Below are 17044 nucleotides of genomic sequence, written 5' to 3' on the forward strand. Positions count from 1 at the left end.
AGGGAGCGAATCGCCCGGCACTGGTGCCGGCTGCGCATAAGGGACGCCTCGATCGGCGGGACCTAAGCGTCCCGTTCCTGTGCGCCGTGAAAGACCGCGGCTATCACAACCCGACGGTGCAATTCATCGACTAGGTGGACCACGATATAAGGCAATCGCGGCACGACCCACTCATAGGTGCCAACGCTATGGCCCACATGCCCCATGAATGGAAAGGAAGTCAGTAACTGGATGCTCTCGAATAATCGATCCGTGACTTTCCTTGCGGCAGCGGGACTATCCTTCGCGATCCAATTGAAAATGCCTTCGAGATCAGCGATAGCCTGAACATCGAAGACAAGTTCCACGGGCGTTCACGAACCAAAGCCGTCGACGCGAGCCCGTGCCTCGTCGAGGGAGAGCAGCTTACGATTAGGATCAGCGATCCGGCGGCGCACTTCGGCAATCTGCTCATCCGTCAACCGGATCTTATGCATGTGCTCGACGTAGTCGAGTAACGCCCCGGCCGCGGCGTCCTGCTCGCCTTCGGGAAGCTGCTCGACCCGGCGAATGGCCTCTTCTAGGAGCTTTGTCATGAGCGGCAGCATAGCACGCCGAACGGGATGGGACAGCCGCCCTACTCGTGGAAATGCCGCCACCCACCCTTGCGCTTCGCCTCCACCGACGCTTGAATGCGCCATCCAAGGGGCTTTTCATCATGATTTTCAAACTGCACGTCCGCGACGCGATTCTGGTCGCCGCCGCCATCACCGGCCTTGTGACCCTCACCTCGCCCGCGCGCGCAGACCGCTGCGACGACAGCGCCAAGGAGCTGGCGAACCAGGTCGATCGCCTCAAGGTGAATTTCCGGGCCGCCAACGTCGTCTACCTGACGCACCCTGCGGCCAAGGAGCTGTCCGTGGCTTGCCGCGGCGACAAATATTCCATCGAGCTCTATGCCAAGGGCGATCGCAAGCCGACGCCGGAGTTCTTTGCGCTGGTCGGGTCGATGGCGGCGATCGTCTTCACCGTGACGAAGGACGACACCACGACGGGCGCGACACGCTGCCTGAAGCGGATGGGACTTCTGCGCGGCGACAAGATCAGCATGCGCTACCGACGCCTCAACATGGAATGCACCCGCACCAAGACGGACGCCTCCATCGCGATCACGCGCGGCAAGGACGAATAGGCAGCGCCCGCGCGATGTGCGTCTGTCAGCACACCGCCCACCACACACTCCGTCATTGCGAGGAGATGTCTGTCCGCTTGCGGAAACAGCGCTTGTGGCGGCACGAAGGAGGCCTCCCTTACCGCACCGGATCCCTCGCATTTTAACGATTGCCTTGAAGGAAATTTCGCTCCTCGCGGCGCAGGGTCAATTGTTTCCATGTGTGAGGATTTGTGGATGAGCGTTTCTACCGTTGCGCCGCCGCCAATCGCGATCGTGGTGCCGAGCTACGACACGACCAGGCAGCAGGACGACCAGACCAAGACCAAGGACAACGACCCGACCTACAAGCCGCCGCCGCCCGCGCCGCTGCCGCCGGGTCAGGGCACGCGGATCGATCAGCTCGCCTGATCCGCCGCGTCGAAGATGAAATGCCCGATCCGGTCGATCGGGCTTTTCGCGTGTCCGGCCTCATCTTCGCCGGATAGCGAGACCAACATCGTGCGCAACTGCTCCGGAACCTGCGCATGATCGTCAAGCTGCTGCTGCAGAACACGATCACCACCGTCGCGATGGGCGCGCTGCTGTTCGCCTGCGCCGGGACCTTGCACTGGCCTTCGGCCTGGGTCTTCCTCGCCACCTGCGCCCTGCTCGGCCCGCTCTGCGGCTGGTGGCTCTATCGGGTGGATCCCGCACTGCTCGCCGAACGTCTGCGGCCGGTCCTGCAAAAGAACCAGCCCACCGCCGACAAGGTCTTCATGACCGTGTTCATCGCCGCGATGCTGGCCTGGCTTGGCGCGATGGGGATCGACCGGCGCATGCTCTCGTCCAACATGCCCGTTGCAATCCAGCTCCTGGGCCTCGTGCTGTACCTCGCTTCGACGCTGTTCATCCTCTGGGTATTCCGCGAGAACTCGTTCGCCGCGCCCGTGGTGAAGCTGCAGGCCGAGCGCGCGCAGCGCGTCATCTCGACCGGGCCTTACGCCCATGTGCGCCATCCCATGTATAGCGGCATGATCCTGTTCTTCGCCAGCGTGCCGCTGCTGCTGGGCTCGTGGTGGGGGCTTGGGATGGTGCCGGTCATCCTCGCATTGCTTGCGATCCGCATCGGCATCGAGGAGCGCACGCTGCGCGAGGGCCTGCCTGGCTATTCAGATTATGCGACGCGCGTGCGTTATCGGCTGCTGCCCGGTGTGTGGTGAGGGCGCATCACTCTGCTGTGCACGGAAAAACGTTTCCTCTCCTCCGATCGACTGACGTCGCGGGAAGCGAACCTCGCTAGAGGAAACCGCACCCGCGGGAGACGCGCACGATGTTCTGCAAGCCCCCCTGCCCCGACGAGCATGACCTGTCTCCGGCATCCGAGTCTGAAGACGATCGACTGGCCTCGAAGTCTGCACGAGCACTCGGAAGTCACGACGATTTCGGGCGATTGATCGTGCCCGAAACGGCCGGTCCGGAGCGGGGGCTGCCGCCAGCCGCCGTCCGGACCGGCTAATAATCAAGTTCCTTGTAGCGGCGAAAGATACCCTGCTCGTTGAAGGGAATGCGGCGCTCGCTCGCCAGGTAAGCCTTGATGTTCGGCCGCCCGGCAATTCGGTCGTGCAGGCCGACGAGGCCCGGGATATTTTTCTCGAATGCCTTCATCCGCCTGGGGAAGGCATAGCGGAGCCCCGCGACGATCTGGAACAGCGACAGATCGACATAGGTCAGCCTGCGGCCGGTGACGTAGCTGCCGCCATTGCCGGCGAGAAGCCCTTCGAAATAGCCGAGATATTTCGGCACGCGCTCGTCCCAGAAGTCGGCGGTGCGCTTCTTCGCCGGCGACTTCTGGTCCTCGTAATAGAGCGAGGGCCCGAGCGGATGATGGGTGTCGTGGATCTCGATCACGAGGTCGGTGACGGTGAGCTGAAGCTGGTGCACCGAGAGCTTGCCGGCTTCCGTCTTCGGCGCGAGGCCGTGGCGGGCGCCGAGATAGAGCAGGATGTTCGCGGTCTGGCCGATGACGAGTTTGCCGGCTTTGAGGAACGGCGGCGCAAAGGGCGGCGTGCCCTGATGCGCGCCCATCATCTTCATCATCGCAGCGGTGCCGCGCGGGCCACGTGCGACGTCGGCGTAAGTCGCGCCCGCCTCCTCCAGCGCCAGCCGCACATATTCGCCGCGACCCTGGATCTCGGGCCAATAGTAGAGCTCGTATTTCATGGGAGGGGTCCGTGCGCATTGAGGCGACGGGATAAATGTAGCACGCCGGCCAAGGTTCCGTCAGTGAAGGGAAGACGCCTCAGCAGACTCCGTCGTTGCAAGCGCAGCGAAGCGATGACGCGGGGAGAGGGCGGCGCACCAAACGAAAAGGGCGCCGTGCAAGAAGCACGACGCCCTCTTCTTCAGATCAGTTCGCGATCAGTTGGTCTGCTGGATCGCCGACAATTCCCAACTGCCGTTCGGACGGCGGGCGAAGGTCCAGACTTCGGTGGCCTCACCCGGCTGTTCGCTGCCGGCGACAACCGCGCCGGTAGTGCGGTCGAGCGTCTTGTCGGTGAGCGCAAAGCGCAGCGCCACCGTGGCGTAGTCGGTCTCGCCTTCACGCCAGGCTTCCGCGAGGTCGCCCTGCAGCAGCTTCACGTCGGTGACCTTGTTGACGACGTTGCGCGCGCGGTTCTGGCCGAGATCCTGTTCGAAATAGGAGACCATCTCCGGCGTCGCCAGCGTGTGCAGCTTGGCCACGTCCTCGTTCGACCAGGCGGCCTGGACATCGCCGAGCAGACGCTCGAACGCCTCATAGTCGCCGGGCTTGATCTCGAGCGGCGCGTTGTTGGCGGCGCCGAAGCCGAAGCCACCAAGTCCGCCGCCACCGAGGCCGCTGCGATAGTTCGGCTGCGGTCCCGGACCGGTACCGGCATCAGCGTTGGCATAGGCCGCCTGCGGCGTGTGGCGGCGCTGCCACCACGACATCGCCAGCCGCACCACGACCACCACCAGCACGATCTGGATGATCAGGCCGAGGATCGACGACAGGCCACCGAGACCGCCGAACAGGCCGCCACCGAACAGCATGCCGAGCAGGCCTGCACCGAGGAAGCCGGCCGCAAGGCCGCCCAGGAAACCGCCGCCGCGGCCAAACAGGCCGCCGCGTGCGGGCGCGGTCGCAGCCGAGTTCATGCCTGCACCCGGCTGGGTGTAGGTGCGGTTGAACTGCGAGGTCGAGCCCGGCGCGGTCGTGGTCGACGGGGGCGCCGAATAGGTGCGCGAGCCGCGCGAACCCGACGACATGCCGCCACCGACGCGCGCGTCAGCAGACGAGATCGCCAGCGCAGTCGGCAGCGCAAGCGCCAGCACGACGGCAATCGTCTTGAAGAGACTGCGGGAGCGTTGCGAGAAATTCATGTTCGTTTCCCAAATCCCCGGCATGGGGACGTGTCCTTAACATGGGCAGACTTCCCGAAAAAGGAAGACGGTTTCGGAACCTATGGCTGCGGCCCTCAGTCGCGGGGATGTGGCAAAAGCCCATATTTGACGGGGGGTTGGCCGGGTGTCTCGGGGAACCACGGTCGCGGGGTACCGGCGGGTTTTGGGGCCGATTTTCCGCGTTTTGCTCGTCGCTGCGAGGAGCCATTGCAATGACGGAGAACGTGGAGAGCACGCGCCCTCACCCCACCTTCGCCATCGTCTCCTTCACCGCCGCCACGAGCTGGCTCAGCGTGAACGGTTTTGGCAGGAAGTCGAACTGCTGGCCTTCGGGCAGGCTCTTCTCGAACGCGTCCTCGGCGTAGCCGGAGACGAAGATGAACTTGATGTCGGGATTCTTCTCGCGCATCGCCTTGAGCAGCGTCGGGCCGTCCATCTCCGGCATCACGACGTCGGAGACGACGAGATCGATTCCGCCGCTCTGCTCTTCCAGCATCTCCATGGCCTCGACGCCGTTCTCGGCCTCGACCACGGTGTAGCCACGCGAGCGCAGGCCGCGTGCGTTGAGGGCGCGAAGACCCTCTTCGTCCTCGACCAGCAGGATGGTGCCCTGTCCGGTGAGATCGGTGCGGGGCTTGGCTTCCGCAGGCGCGGTTTCCTTCGCGGCACCATTGCCGGCACCGGCGACAGCGGCGGGCTGCTCGACCTGCACGTCAGGCTCGGCGTGATGGCGCGGCAGGAAGATGTGGAACGAGGTGCCCTGCCCGGGCTCTGAATCGACGTAGATGAAGCCGCCGGTCTGCTTGACGATGCCGTAGACGGTCGAGAGCCCGAGGCCGGTGCCCTTGCCGACTTCCTTGGTCGAGAAGAACGGCTCGAATATCTTGTCGCGGATGTCGGCGGGGATGCCGGTGCCGGTGTCGGCGACCTCGATCCGCACGTAGTCGGCGGCCGGCATGCCCTTGTAGGCGAGCCTGGCGGCTTCTTCGGCGGTGACGTTGGCGGTGCGGATGATCAGCTTGCCGCCGTCGGGCATGGCGTCGCGCGCGTTGACCGCGAGGTTGACGATCACCTGCTCGAACTGGGAGACGTCGACCTTCACCGGCCAGAGATCGCGGCCATGGATGGTCTCGTGCTTGACTTTCTCGCCGATCAGCCGGCGCAGCAGCATGGCGAGATCGGACAGCGCGTCGCCGAGGTCGAGCACCTGCGGCCGCAGCGTCTGCCGCCGCGAGAACGCGAGCAGCTGCCGCACCAGCGTGGCGGCGCGCGTCGCGTTCTGCTTGATCTGCATGATGTCCTGGAAGGACGGATCGGTCGGCTTGTGCGCGTTCAGCAGGAAGTCGTTCGCCATCATGATGGCGGAGAGCACGTTGTTGAAGTCGTGAGCGATGCCGCCGGCGAGCTGACCGACCGTCTCCATCTTCTGCGACTGGTTGATCTGGTTCTCCAGCGCGCGCCGCTCGGTGGTCTCGAGCATGTGCACGATGGCGGCTTCCGCCTCGTTCTCGGCCGCATCGACCGGCGTGACGAAGAACTGGCCCCAGCGCTCCTTGGCCCCTTCGAGCGCCACTTCGACCGGCGCGACGTCAGCCTGGCCCTCGGCGGCCTGGTTGATCGCCGCGATCAAGAGATGCCGGTCGCGCGAACTGACCGCGCGGAAGATGGACTTGCCGGCGCTGTCGAGGCCCAGCGCCTGTCCGAGCTTGGCGTAGCGCGCATTGGCGCGCACGACATTGCCGCCGCGGTCGACGGTCGCGATCGCCATCGGCGTGTGGTCGAAGAAGCGCATGAAGCGCACTTCGGCAGCGCGGTCCGGATCGCTGCGCTCGTCGCGGGCACGGCTGATGACGAGCGTGCGCGACGGCCCCGGCGCGCCGTCGGCGCCGAAGGCGAGCTTGTGATAGAGCCGCACCGGCATGGTCTTGCCGGTGCGCATGCGCAAGTCGATGTCGAAGACCTCGGTCTTTACCTCGCCCGGCACCGCCACGATCGAGGTGAGCAGCGAGGCGCCGTCGCCGGAGACGATGTCGGTGAGCTTGAGCCCGCCCGAGCCGATCTCGGCGAGGTCGTAGTCGAGCCAGTTCGCCAGCGTCGCGTTGACATAGGCGAGCTCCCCGGCCGGATTGACTGAGAAGAAACCGCAAGGCGCGTGATCGAGATATTCGATCGCGTGCTGGAGCTCCTGGAACACGTCCTCCTGGCGCTCGCGGTCGCGGGTGATGTCGGCGATCGACCACACCGCGTATTTCGCCTCGCGCTTGCCGGTGCCGAGCGGGCGCACGCGCATGCGCAGCCAGCGGCCCTGGCTGCCGTCCTGGCCTGAGATGCGCACCTCTTCCTGCTGCCGCTTGCCTTCGCGCGCAGCTTTCAGCAGGCGAAACACCGCTTCGGAGACGTCGGGATTGCCGATGAAGACGCGCTCCACGGGGCGCACGTCCTGCGGGCCCGTGGCGCCGGTCAGCGTCAGATAGGCCGCATTGGAATAGACCACATGGCCGCGCGGATCGGTCACGGCCAGGCCGTCGAAGGCGTGGTCGGCGATGCGCCCCATCACGGGATCGTCGAGATTGCGGTCGACGAAGCGGATGATGCCGGCGGCGAAGGCGAACAGGTTGAACAGGCCGACCATCGCGAGCACGGCGAGGATGCCCAGGATGTAGGGCTGCGCCTGCGCGCGCCCGAGCGTCATCAGCCCGACGGCGACGGCGACGAGGCCGGCGGCCACCAGCAGCACCAGCGCAATGCTGCCCGAGCGCGGCGACGGCTCGTGCGCCGCAACGGGGTCTCGCGTGAGGTCGTGGTCGGTCTCGGCAGTCATCTCAAGCTGGCGCAGCCTGTCGGCAGAGAATCAACGCGCTACGGCGCGCGCAGGGTCCTCCCTGCCTCAATCGGACCCGCAGGCGCAAGGGCAGCAGGGGCGAAACGTACGCTGATTCCCAGATTACGGCCATTTCCGGTATTTTTCGTGGGTTTTATTGTCGGCCAGCCCCGAATCCGCGCTTCAGACGCATGACGTAGCCGATGACTTCGGCAACCGCATGGTAGTGCTCGGTCGGAATTTCCTGGTCGATCTCGACGGTGGCGTAGAGCGCGCGGGCCAGCGGCACGTTCTCGACGATGGGGATGTCGTGCGCGCGCGCGATCTCCCGGATCTTGAAGGCGAGATTGTCGACGCCCTTGGCGACGCAGATCGGCGCCGACATGCCGCGCTCGTAGGACAGCGCAATCGAATAGTGGGTCGGGTTGGTGATGATCACGGCGGCCTTGGGAACCGCCGCCATCATGCGCTTCTTGGAGCGCTGCTGGCGGAGTTGCCTGAGCTTGCCCTTGATGTGGGGGTCGCCTTCGGACTGCTTGAACTCTTCCTTGATCTCCTGGAGCGACATCTTCTGCCGCTGGAACCAGCTGCGATACTGGAAGAAATAGTCGCCAATGGCGATGATCGCGAGCGCCGCGACCACGGCGCCGAGCAGGTGGATGGTCAAGCTGGTGCTGGCGCCGAGCATGGCGGCCGGATCGAGCCTGACCATCGCCTCCATGCGATGCCGCTCCGGCCACAGGATCGTGGTCATGACCGCGCCGAGCACGATCAGCTTGCCGAGACCCTTGAGGAAGTTCGCCGCCGCCTGCTTGCCGAAGATGCGCTTGAGGCCTTCGGCTGGCGACAGCTTGCTGAACTTGGGCTTCAGGGATTCGGCCGACCAGACCAGGCGGTGCTGGAGCAAGTTGCCGGCAATGGCCGCCAGCACCAGCATCAAGAGGGGCACGCCGACCGCCGCGAGCACGGCGACTTCGATCTGCTGCATCAGCGCGAGCAGGGCCCGGCCGTCGGTCTTGATCATCCAGGAATTGGCAAGCAGGTTGCGCATCGGCGTCACCAGCCCGCTGCCGACCGATCCCGAGAAGCTCGAGACCACGAGCGTGCCGCCGGCGATCATGAACCAGGTGTTGATCTCCTGGCTCTTGGCGACGTCACCGCGTTCGAGCGCGTCTTCGAGACGTTTTTGCGTCGGGTCTTCTGTTTGACTCTCGGGATCGTTGTCTTCCGCCATCGATCACCTTGTCACTTGAGCGGCATCATCTGGTGCATGACACCGATGAAATAGTCGAGATACGTGCCCATCATCGCCGTGAGCACCACCGCGAGCACCACGAAGCCCACGAAGATCGACAGCGGCACGCCGACGAAATAGACCTGCATTTGCGGCATCAGCCGCGCCAGCACGCCGAGCCCGATGTTGAAGACGAGACCGAACACCAGGAACGGTCCGGACAGCTGCAAGCCCAGGCTGAAGGCGGCGGCGAAGGCGCGCGTCGCAAGCGAAGCGACGTCGGCGCTCGAGACGGTCTCGCCCGGCGAGAAGATCGCATAGCTGTCGTTCAGCGCCGCGATCACCAGATGATGGCTGTCGGTGGCGAACAGCAGCGTCACCCCCAGCATGGTCAGGAAGTTGCCGACCAGCACGCCCTGCTGTCCCTGCGTCGGATCGACCGAGGTGACGAAGCCGAGCCCCATCTGCTGCGCGATCACGGCACCGGCAACCTGGAGCGCCGAGAGCGTCACGCGCGCGGTCGCCCCCAGCACGATGCCGATCACGATCTCGTGCAGCATCATGACCAGCAGCGCCGCGATCGAGCCCATGTCGACATGATAGGCATTGCGATGCAGCGGTAGGATGATCAGCGTGAGCATCAGCGCGATCGACAGCTTGACCCGCGTCGGGATGTTGGTTTCGCCCAGGCCCGGCAGCAGCATCACCATCGCGCCGACCCGGGCGAAGGCGAGCATGAAGGAGGCGGCGAGCGCCGGAAGCAGCGAGACGTCGATGCGCATGGTGAGCGCATAGTGCCTCAGCCGCCGATGATTCGCGACGATATCCGCAGCATGTGGGCGTGGAGCGCATCGGCCATGAACGGCAAGGCCAACAGCATCGTGGCAAAGATGGCCAGAATCTTCGGCACGTAGATCAGCGTCTGCTCCTGGATCTGCGTCAGCGCCTGGAACAGCGACACGATCACGCCGACCACGAGGCCGACCACCATCAGGGGCGACGACACGATCACAATGGTCCAGATCGCATCGCGCGCGACGTCGAGGGTTTCAGGTCCGGTCATCTGCAGAATTCCTTATTCAACTTTCGTCCCCGCCACCTCGACGAGGGACAAACGCTTGCTGCCCCGTCATTGCGAGCGTAGCGAAGCAATCCAGACCGGCGCGTGCGAAAAGACTCTGGATTGCTTCGCTGCGCTCGCAATGACGATCGGGGCGAGCGCGAAAAATCAGATCGGCATCTTCATGATGTCTTCATAGGCGGCGATCACGCGGTCGCGGACCGAGACCAGCGTGGACACCGCGACGTCGGTGTCCGCGACCGCGGTCACCACGTCCATCACGTTGGCCTTGCCGGCGGCCATCGCCACCGTCTGCGCATCGGATTTGCGGCCGGACTCCATGACGCTGCCGACGGCGTCCTTCAGGAGCGAGGCGAAGGACTGCCCGTTCGGCTCGCTGCCCTTGCCGGCGCCGCTGTTCTCCAGCACGCGGGCGAGATTGGCATAGGCATTGGCGGCAATTGACGGTGATGCCATGGCTTAATTGTCCTGTTCAGCTCTTGAGGATGTCGAGGGTGCGCTGGATCATCCGGCGCGTCGCGCTGATGATGTTGAGATTGGCCTCGTAGGACCGTTGCGCGTCGCGCATGTCGGTCATCTCGACCACCGAGTTCACGTTCGGATATTTGACGTTGCCGGTCGCATCCGCGGCCGGATTGTTCGGCTCGTACTTGATTCGGAAACTGGACTGGTCGGGCTTGATCCTGCCGAGCGTGACGACCTGGGCGTCGAGCGTGCGGTCGAGCGCGGAAGAGAAGGTCGGCACCTTGCGGCGGTAGGGATCGCCGCCGGCGGTCTGCGACGTCGAATCCGCGTTCGCGATGTTCTCCGAGATCACCCGCATGCGCCCGGCCTGCGCCCGCAGACCGGAGGTCGCGATCGCCATCGAGCGGGCAAAGTCGCTGCTGTCATTCGCCATGATCTATCTCCAGCTCTAGCCCTTGCCGATCGCGGTCTTGAGCAGATGCAGGCTCTTCGAATAGAGCGAGGTCGCCGCCGCGTAGTCCATCTGGTTGCTCGCGGCCTTCATCATCTCCTCTTCGAGATTGACGGCGTTGCCCGCGGGGCGGGTTTCGAAGCCCGCATTCTTGTTCTGGTCGAATCCGGAGGCCGCGCCGGACGGTGTCATGTGGGAACCGCTGGTGAGGGTCAGCGCCAGGGGACCCATCGAACCCGTGACGGCGCCGGCCTTGTCCAGCTTCGGCTCGACGAGGTCGCGGGGCCGGAATTTGGGCGTGTCGGAATTGGAGACGTTCTCGGACAGGACGCGCTGGCGCTCCTGGTGCCACTGCATCTTGGTGCGTAGCGCGGACATCACCGGAAGGTCGTTGATGGACATCGTTGCGGCTCCTTCGCCCTCTCGGACCATGTCCGAAGCTAGGCAGAATTTGCCGCGTGTATGGTTAACAGCTGGTTAAGGATGCTACAGGCACATGTCCCCCGCCGGGACAAGAATGCGCGCCCCGTGATTCTACGCCTTCAAAAGTGGCATTAACCCAACCGCTTGGGGGCACGTGCACAGGCCAAGAAGTCGTTTTGGATCGAGCGATTCATGGGTTATTAAGAGTTGGGGACGGCAAAACTTGCCGTGGGACGTTAAGAGATCGCAGTTTTGGGGCATCGTATGCCGGTGGTTGGGACGCCCGACCATAGGCACGAGAAAAGCGCCATTTGTCGGGGACAAGTATGCAAGGCAGCCCTATCACCTTCATCGTCGCATTCATCGTCGTTCTGGCGTTGATCGGCGTCGCTGCATGGCTGGTTCGCCGATTCGCCACCAGCCGGCTCGGCGCCAACACCCAGCGCGGCAGGATGCCCCGGCTCGCCGTGATCGATGCCGCCGCGGTCGACGGCCGGCGCCGCCTGGTGCTGGTCCGGCGTGACAATGTCGAGCATCTCCTGATGATCGGCGGCCCCACCGACATCGTCGTCGAGCCGAACATCGTGCGCGCAGCGCCCGGCCGCGACCAGCTCCCGCAGCGTTCCAATGCCGCCGAACCGCCGCGCCTCGCCCCCATGCCCGACGCCGGCGGTTGGGCCGACGAAGCGCCGCGTCCCGAGCTGCTCGATCATCCCGAGCCGCAAATGCCGGAGCCGCCCCAACGGCCCGCGCGCCCGTCGTTCGCCGAAGAAGTGCGCCGGCCCGCTCCCGCTTTGGCCGAACGTCGCAGCGAGCCGCCATTCGCCGGCTTTCCGCCCGATCCGATCGCACCGCGCCCCGAGCGCGAGCTGCGTCCCGAACCAATTCCGCCGCGCGTCGCCCGCAGCGAGCCGCCGCTGATGCCGCGCCCGCCACGCCAGAGCGAGCCGGTGAAAGTACCGCCGGTGCGCGCCGAGCGCGCAGCCGCGCCACCTCCTCCGCCGCCCGTGCCACAGGCTCCGCCCGTTCCGCCCCCGGCGCCCGCTCAGGCACCGTCGAACGCCGAGCAGAATCTCGCCGAGATGGCGCAGCGGCTCGAAGCTGCGCTGCGCCGCCCCGCCAGCGAGACGGTTGCCCCTCCGGTCGCGCCGGAGCCGCCAGCCGGCCCTCCGCGCGTGGCCCGCAGCGAGCCGCCGGCACCGCCGGCGCCGCCCGCAAAGCCGGCCGCGGAAAAGACCAGCTTTGAAAATCTCGAAGACGAGATGGCCTCGCTGCTCGGCCGTCCGAAGCCGTCTTCGTGAGGCTGCCGGCCCTCCCGCGTAGAGTACTTTTTCTTTCTGTCCTGATCGGCGCGGCTTCGCTCGCGATGCCGGCGCATGCGCAGGACATCAGCATCAATCTCGGCGGTCAGGGCGGCGGCGGCGTCACCGAGCGCGCGATCCAGCTGATCGCGCTGCTCACGGTGCTGTCGATCGCGCCGTCGATCCTGATCATGATGACGTCGTTCACGCGCATCGTGGTCGTGCTGTCGCTGCTGCGCACCGCGATGGGCACGGCGACCGCCCCGCCGAATTCGGTGATCATCGCGCTGGCGATGTTCCTCACCTTCTTCGTGATGGGACCGGTCCTGCAAAAATCCTACGACGAAGGCATCCGTCCGCTCGTCGCCAACCAGCTTGGCGTCGAAGACGCGCTCCAGCGCGCTTCCGTCCCCTTGCGCGGCTTCATGCAGAAGAACGTGCGCGAGAAGGACCTCAAGCTGTTCCTGGATCTGTCCGGCGACCCGCCTCCCGCGACCCCGGACGAGCTCGCACTTCGCATCCTCGTTCCCGCCTTCATGATCTCCGAACTGAAACGCGCCTTCGAGATCGGCTTTCTCCTGTTCCTCCCCTTCCTCATCATCGACCTCGTCGTCGCTTCGGTGCTGATGTCGATGGGCATGATGATGCTGCCACCGGCAACGATCTCGCTGCCGTTCAAGCTGATTTTCTTCGTGCTGGTCGACGGCTGGTCGCTGGTGGCGGGGAGTCTGGTGCAGAGTTACGGGGGGTAGCACTCTCCCCATCATTGCGAGGCGCTGGCGACGAAGCACTCCAGACTGCCGCCGCCGAAGCACTCTGGGGGGCCCAGAGGCAGCAGGATTCCTATCGAGTCATCTTGATCTGCCGCACGGCGGGGATCGTGGGCAGCGAGCCGGTGTGGTCGGCTTCGTCCTTGGCCTGCGGCGAGGCCGGCGCGCGGGCGCTGGCGTCGGGGAAACGCTGCTTCATCTCGCGCAGGAAGCCGTCGAGCGTGTCGACGCTGGCAGCCAGCTTGGCGATATCGGCGAATTCGGCGCTGGAGGCTCCGGTCGGCTTGCTCGCGATGTCGAAGGCGAGCCGATCGGCGCTCTCGCTCATCAGCGGCGCGTATTTCTCGCGGAAGCGCGACAGGCCGATCGAGTCGTCGGCCAGCGCATAGCCGACGGCGGCGCGGATGATGTCGCTCTTCTCCACCGCGTTGAGCGGCTTGAAGTCGCGGAAACGGTCGCCGTAATAGAGCTCGATCTGCTCGGCGGATTCGCGCCAGCGCCGCGCCGCCCAGAAGATGTCGGAACGCAGGCGCAGCACCTCGCGCCCCGAGACGTTGGAGACGATGTCGAGCGCCAGATCGTGGCGGCCGACGTCGCTCTGCGCGCGGGCTTCCAGAAGCAGGCGCTGCTGCCTGAGCTCGCCGGAGAGGTCGCTGATGCGGCTCGCGCGCAGCGCCGTGATCGCCATGTCGGGTCTGCGGTTGGCGAGATAGATCATGGAGAGGCGCGCAGCCACCTGCGCCCGCGCTGCGCCTTCGAGGCGGTGGTCAACCTGATACTGCAGGAGCTCGGCGGCCTGGTCGAGCAGGTCGATCGAGGCGAGACGGTCGGCGAGACGGCGGATCAGCTCGTCGCCGCGGCGGCCGATCGGCGTCAACTCGCGAAACTCGTAGAACATGCCGAGCGCTTCGACCGGCGGCAGCTCGTCGCCCTTGGGCCCCAGGAATATCTGGGCGAACAGGTCGGAGGCGAGGTCCTGTGCCTGGCGCGAGGCCTCGGCGTTCGGCTGCAGCCTTGTCGCGGTACGCGCCGCGGCGAGCGCGTCGCGGTAGCGCCCGTTCTCGGCATACATCTGCGACAGCATCTGGAGCGTCTTGACCTCGATCGAGTCGCCGCGCCAGGTCATCGACAGCGTCTCGAGCTCGCGCAGCGCGTCTTCCTTGCTGATTTCGTCGCGCTTCTGCCGCAGTGCGACCTCCAGCTGCTTGGCCTCGGCCGCAGCCGGCCGGTCGCTCGAGGCGACCGCGAACTTGTAGTCGTCGAGCGCGTCCTTGTCGTGGCCGAGCGCCTCGGCAAGCCTGCCACGCAGCACGGCGAAGCCGGGCCCGGCCTCGGGCGAGACGCCGACCACCTCGAGCTCGCTGCGGCGCTTGGAGGCGCCGGCGTAGTCCTTCACCTCGAGCGAAGCGCGCATCGCCTCCATCGTCACGATGCGCTGGATATCGAGCGGCAGCGAGGCGATGGCGAATTCGACGTTCTTGAACTTCTCGCGCGCGTCCGCCCATTTGCCCTGGCGCGCATAGGCGAGTGCCTTCCAGAGCTGGGAATCGTGGCTGTTGCCGATCACGGGATTGGCGAGGTCCTTCAGGCCCTGCGCCGGCCGGCCGACCAGGATGCTCGCGATCGCATGCATGATCAGCGCACTGCTCTCCTCCTTGTTGAGGGGATCGCTCAGCATCAGTTCGGTCACGGCCTTGGCCTCGTGATACATGGCGCGCGACATGTAGAATTGCGCAAGGTCGAGCCGCGGCAGCGAACGCAGCCCCGGCTCGACGTTGGAAATTGCCGTGATCAGCTCGCTCTGGCGCGCGATGAAGTTTTCCGACTGGCCCTTGCGCCAGCCTTCGGGGCTGAAGATCGGCCGCACTGCGGTCGGGGCGCGCTCGGCCGAGATGTCGACCGGCGACAGCGTCAGCCCGCCCTTCTTGCCCAGGATTACCTTGTCGGCACCGACCTCGACACCGATTTCGTCGGAGTTCGGCCGGATCGCGATGCCATGCGCGGATTCCAGCAGCGCGAGATCGACGAGGTCCTGCCGCTTGATGAAGCCGCGGACCGGCCGCTGCCCTGTGACGACATAGAGCGTGTCGCCGGCGTCGGGATCGGTGAGCTTGTGCAGAAGGCCCGGATTGGCGAAGGGGATCGCGATGTTGGCGAGCGCGGGGTCGGTGATGTTGCGCGACATCATCAGCGGCAGCGGCGTCGCCTGGATCTTGTCGGCGAGCGTGAGGAGCCAGTTGGTCTCCTTGCCAACCTCCTCGCTCGTCAGCGAGTAGACCAGCGGCCGGGTAAGACGGATGCGCACCGCCTGTCCCTTGTCCAGCGGGATGCGGCCGACCTCGCCGATCATTGCCCCGCCCTTGGTGCGGATCGCCTCGACGTCGATCGGCTTCGGCGAGTCGAACACCAGCCAGATGGTGTCGCCGCGGCGGAACGCCGCCGCAGGGGTTGAGACCTGAAGCGGGAACGTCACGCGCAGGCCGTCGCTGTCGCGGCGCGCATCGACGCTGGCCACGATCGGCTTCGGCCTGGCCGGAGCCTCGGCTGGCGCCTTGGTGGCTTCCTTGGTGGCCTCCTTGGCGGCTTCCCTGACCGGTTCCGGCGTGGCTTCCTTCGCGGCCTCTTTGGGCGCTTCGACCACGGCAGGATTCATCGGCTTGACGGGAGCCATCGGCGCGGCGGCCTCTGCAGGCTTCGCGGCTTCCTTTAGGACTTCCTTGGGCGCTTCCGCAGCGGGCGCGGCCTCGGCCGCCGGAGCGGGCGCCGGCTTCGGCGCTTCAACGGACGGCATCGCAGCGGGCGCTTCCGGCTTTATCTCGGGCTTCGCTTCGACCTTGGCTTCACGCGCGATCGTCTCCGACGTCGGCGGCACGATCTCGCTATGGGCGTCCTTCGGCTTCTCGGCCGCCGGCTTTTCAGGCGCAGGCGCCGGTCCGTGAGCGGCAGGCTTGGCCTGCGCGATCACCGCCTCGGGCGTCGCGGCCATTTTGCCCTTGTCCGGCTGGAAGGCGACGTCGACGACGTAGTTCTTCTCGTCGCGGAAGGAGTGCACGTCGGAATCGCCGATCAGCGCGATCTCGACACTCGTCTGGTCGATGTCCGCCTTCTGCTTGATCGAGGCGACATTCGGCGGCGCCGCGACGACGGCGTCGGCCAGGTCGAAATTGAGATTGGCGTTGAAGGCGAGCGTGAGCTTCTGCTCGTTGAGCACGGAGGAGACGCCGACGCCGTCGGGCATCTCGAACACGAAGCGGACGAAGGTCGGCTGCACCGAGGCGCGCACGCGGATCTGCGGACGTTTCTTGCTCTCGGCCGCGGCGCGCTGGGCGCGCAGCGCGCGTTCGGCGACACGCGCGCGCTCGGCAAGTTCCTTGACCACGTCCATGGGCAGGCTCGGCGGCGACCCCTTCCAGCCCTCCGGCAAGAGGTCGATGAAGGTGCGCTCGCCGGCATTCATGGTGTTGACGGTGACGCGCCGCGCCAGCGACAGGCGGATGGCGCCCCCGTCGGGATCGCGGCGGGCGGAGTTGACGTAATCGGGCGCACCTTCCGGAACGCGGTCGACGGGAACATCGACCGGCCGGTCGAAGCGGATGATGAGGATGGAGCCGGCCGTCGTCACCTCGGAAGGCACATCCTCGCCGAGCTTGATCACCAGCCGGGCAAAGCCGCCGCTGGCCGAGAAACTCGCCTCACCCCGGATGGAATCGGCTGCCCGGGCAGGCGCACCGAAGCCGATCAGCAGGCAGGCCGCAAGCAGCGGCGCGCTCCGGACATGACGCGACAGCCCCCGCGCCAGGGCGCGGGCTCGCGACACAAATCCAGCGGCAGCCTCTTGCGCCATTGGCGGCATTTCTTCCGGTTCGACGGTCCATGCCGGCACTGACGCCGGCCCGTGCCGTCGATTGTAGGTTTTGCCAATTAAGGGCTTCTTAAGTATGAG

The 17044-nt window shown here is 65.8% G+C and carries 17 protein-coding genes; 5 read left to right on the forward strand and 12 right to left on the reverse strand.

Annotation, left to right across the window (positions count from 1 at the left end):
* Positions 1-62 precede the first annotated feature (62 nt).
* Positions 63-347, reverse strand: a complete 285-nt coding sequence (locus OC450_RS25705) for a type II toxin-antitoxin system RelE/ParE family toxin (protein WP_211385314.1) — start codon at positions 345-347, stop codon at positions 63-65.
* Positions 348-353: 6 nt separating this feature from the next.
* The gene (locus OC450_RS25710; RefSeq protein ID WP_211385315.1) at positions 354-575 is read right to left on the reverse strand and encodes a hypothetical protein; all 222 of its coding nucleotides are present in this window, start codon (positions 573-575) and stop codon (positions 354-356) included.
* A gap of 122 nt (positions 576-697) precedes the next feature.
* Between OC450_RS25710 and OC450_RS25715 the strand changes: the two genes are divergently transcribed.
* From OC450_RS25715 to OC450_RS25725, 3 genes are all read left to right on the forward strand, one after another.
* A complete protein-coding gene (locus OC450_RS25715) occupies positions 698-1171 on the forward strand; it encodes a hypothetical protein (RefSeq protein WP_211385316.1) in 474 nt (157 codons plus the stop codon).
* Positions 1172-1387: 216 nt separating this feature from the next.
* Positions 1388-1561, forward strand: coding sequence for a hypothetical protein (locus OC450_RS25720; protein ID WP_211385317.1), 174 nt, complete (start codon positions 1388-1390; stop codon positions 1559-1561).
* A gap of 116 nt (positions 1562-1677) precedes the next feature.
* Entirely contained in the window at positions 1678-2352 is a 675-nt protein-coding gene (locus tag OC450_RS25725; protein WP_262048894.1) for a methyltransferase family protein, read from the forward strand.
* 292 nt (positions 2353-2644) lie between these two features.
* On the opposite strand, the gene OC450_RS25730 is transcribed toward OC450_RS25725, so the two are convergent.
* The 9 genes from OC450_RS25730 to flgB all read right to left on the reverse strand — a co-directional run bounded on the left by OC450_RS25730 (position 2645) and on the right by flgB (position 11009).
* Positions 2645-3352, reverse strand: coding sequence for a glutathione S-transferase (locus tag OC450_RS25730; RefSeq protein ID WP_262048895.1), 708 nt, complete (start codon positions 3350-3352; stop codon positions 2645-2647).
* 198 nt (positions 3353-3550) lie between these two features.
* Positions 3551-4558 carry a Tim44 domain-containing protein gene (locus tag OC450_RS25735; protein WP_262048896.1) on the reverse strand — a complete coding sequence of 336 codons (1008 nt, stop codon included), beginning with the start codon at positions 4556-4558 and terminating at the stop codon, positions 3551-3553.
* Between the two features lie 238 nt (positions 4559-4796).
* Positions 4797-7376: a cell cycle histidine kinase CckA gene (gene cckA / locus OC450_RS25740; protein WP_262048897.1), complete on the reverse strand. Its 2580-nt coding sequence runs from the start codon at positions 7374-7376 to the stop codon at positions 4797-4799.
* Positions 7377-7530: 154 nt separating this feature from the next.
* Complete coding sequence (gene flhB, locus OC450_RS25745; protein WP_262048898.1) at positions 7531-8610, reverse strand: flagellar biosynthesis protein FlhB; 1080 nt, start codon at positions 8608-8610, stop codon at positions 7531-7533.
* A gap of 11 nt (positions 8611-8621) precedes the next feature.
* Positions 8622-9392: a flagellar biosynthetic protein FliR gene (fliR, locus tag OC450_RS25750; protein WP_211385323.1), complete on the reverse strand. Its 771-nt coding sequence runs from the start codon at positions 9390-9392 to the stop codon at positions 8622-8624.
* A gap of 17 nt (positions 9393-9409) precedes the next feature.
* Positions 9410-9673, reverse strand: a complete 264-nt coding sequence (fliQ, locus tag OC450_RS25755) for a flagellar biosynthesis protein FliQ (protein WP_018321865.1) — start codon at positions 9671-9673, stop codon at positions 9410-9412.
* 165 nt (positions 9674-9838) lie between these two features.
* Positions 9839-10147, reverse strand: coding sequence for a flagellar hook-basal body complex protein FliE (fliE, locus tag OC450_RS25760; protein WP_211385324.1), 309 nt, complete (start codon positions 10145-10147; stop codon positions 9839-9841).
* 16 nt (positions 10148-10163) lie between these two features.
* Complete coding sequence (gene flgC / locus OC450_RS25765; RefSeq protein ID WP_211385325.1) at positions 10164-10589, reverse strand: flagellar basal body rod protein FlgC; 426 nt, start codon at positions 10587-10589, stop codon at positions 10164-10166.
* Positions 10590-10604: 15 nt separating this feature from the next.
* Positions 10605-11009 (reverse strand): flagellar basal body rod protein FlgB, encoded by a 405-nt coding sequence (gene flgB, locus OC450_RS25770; protein WP_262048899.1) that lies wholly within the window; start codon positions 11007-11009, stop codon positions 10605-10607.
* A 347-nt stretch (positions 11010-11356) separates the two neighbouring features.
* On the opposite strand from flgB, the gene OC450_RS25775 reads away from it, so the two are divergent.
* Positions 11357-12331, forward strand: coding sequence for a flagellar biosynthetic protein FliO (locus OC450_RS25775; RefSeq protein WP_262048900.1), 975 nt, complete (start codon positions 11357-11359; stop codon positions 12329-12331).
* A complete protein-coding gene (fliP, locus tag OC450_RS25780) occupies positions 12328-13083 on the forward strand; it encodes a flagellar type III secretion system pore protein FliP (protein ID WP_211385328.1) in 756 nt (251 codons plus the stop codon). Before OC450_RS25775 ends, fliP begins: the two co-directional genes overlap by 4 nt.
* A 91-nt stretch (positions 13084-13174) precedes the next feature.
* On the opposite strand, the gene OC450_RS25785 is transcribed toward fliP, so the two are convergent.
* Positions 13175-16945 carry a tetratricopeptide repeat protein gene (locus OC450_RS25785; protein ID WP_262048901.1) on the reverse strand — a complete coding sequence of 1257 codons (3771 nt, stop codon included), beginning with the start codon at positions 16943-16945 and terminating at the stop codon, positions 13175-13177.
* Positions 16946-17044 lie beyond the last annotated feature (99 nt).

This window comes from Bradyrhizobium sp. Bra78 (genome assembly GCF_024519855.1).
Classification (GTDB): Bacteria; Pseudomonadota; Alphaproteobacteria; order Rhizobiales; family Xanthobacteraceae; genus Bradyrhizobium; species Bradyrhizobium japonicum_G.

Coding starts and splice junctions, on each gene's coding strand:
- OC450_RS25710 (WP_211385315.1), bottom strand. CDS start 575: ATGACAAAGCTCCTAGAAGAGGCCATTCGCCGGGTCGAGCAGCTTCCC.
- OC450_RS25715 (WP_211385316.1), top strand. CDS start 698: ATGATTTTCAAACTGCACGTCCGCGACGCGATTCTGGTCGCCGCCGCC.
- OC450_RS25720 (WP_211385317.1), top strand. CDS start 1,388: ATGAGCGTTTCTACCGTTGCGCCGCCGCCAATCGCGATCGTGGTGCCG.
- OC450_RS25725 (WP_262048894.1), top strand. CDS start 1,678: ATGATCGTCAAGCTGCTGCTGCAGAACACGATCACCACCGTCGCGATG.
- OC450_RS25730 (WP_262048895.1), bottom strand. CDS start 3,352: ATGAAATACGAGCTCTACTATTGGCCCGAGATCCAGGGTCGCGGCGAA.
- OC450_RS25735 (WP_262048896.1), bottom strand. CDS start 4,558: ATGCCGGGGATTTGGGAAACGAACATGAATTTCTCGCAACGCTCCCGC.
- cckA (WP_262048897.1), bottom strand. CDS start 7,376: ATGACTGCCGAGACCGACCACGACCTCACGCGAGACCCCGTTGCGGCG.
- flhB (WP_262048898.1), bottom strand. CDS start 8,610: ATGGCGGAAGACAACGATCCCGAGAGTCAAACAGAAGACCCGACGCAA.
- fliR (WP_211385323.1), bottom strand. CDS start 9,392: ATGCGCATCGACGTCTCGCTGCTTCCGGCGCTCGCCGCCTCCTTCATG.
- fliQ (WP_018321865.1), bottom strand. CDS start 9,673: ATGACCGGACCTGAAACCCTCGACGTCGCGCGCGATGCGATCTGGACC.
- fliE (WP_211385324.1), bottom strand. CDS start 10,147: ATGGCATCACCGTCAATTGCCGCCAATGCCTATGCCAATCTCGCCCGC.
- flgC (WP_211385325.1), bottom strand. CDS start 10,589: ATGGCGAATGACAGCAGCGACTTTGCCCGCTCGATGGCGATCGCGACC.
- flgB (WP_262048899.1), bottom strand. CDS start 11,009: ATGTCCATCAACGACCTTCCGGTGATGTCCGCGCTACGCACCAAGATG.
- OC450_RS25775 (WP_262048900.1), top strand. CDS start 11,357: ATGCAAGGCAGCCCTATCACCTTCATCGTCGCATTCATCGTCGTTCTG.
- OC450_RS25785 (WP_262048901.1), bottom strand. CDS start 16,945: ATGGCGCAAGAGGCTGCCGCTGGATTTGTGTCGCGAGCCCGCGCCCTG.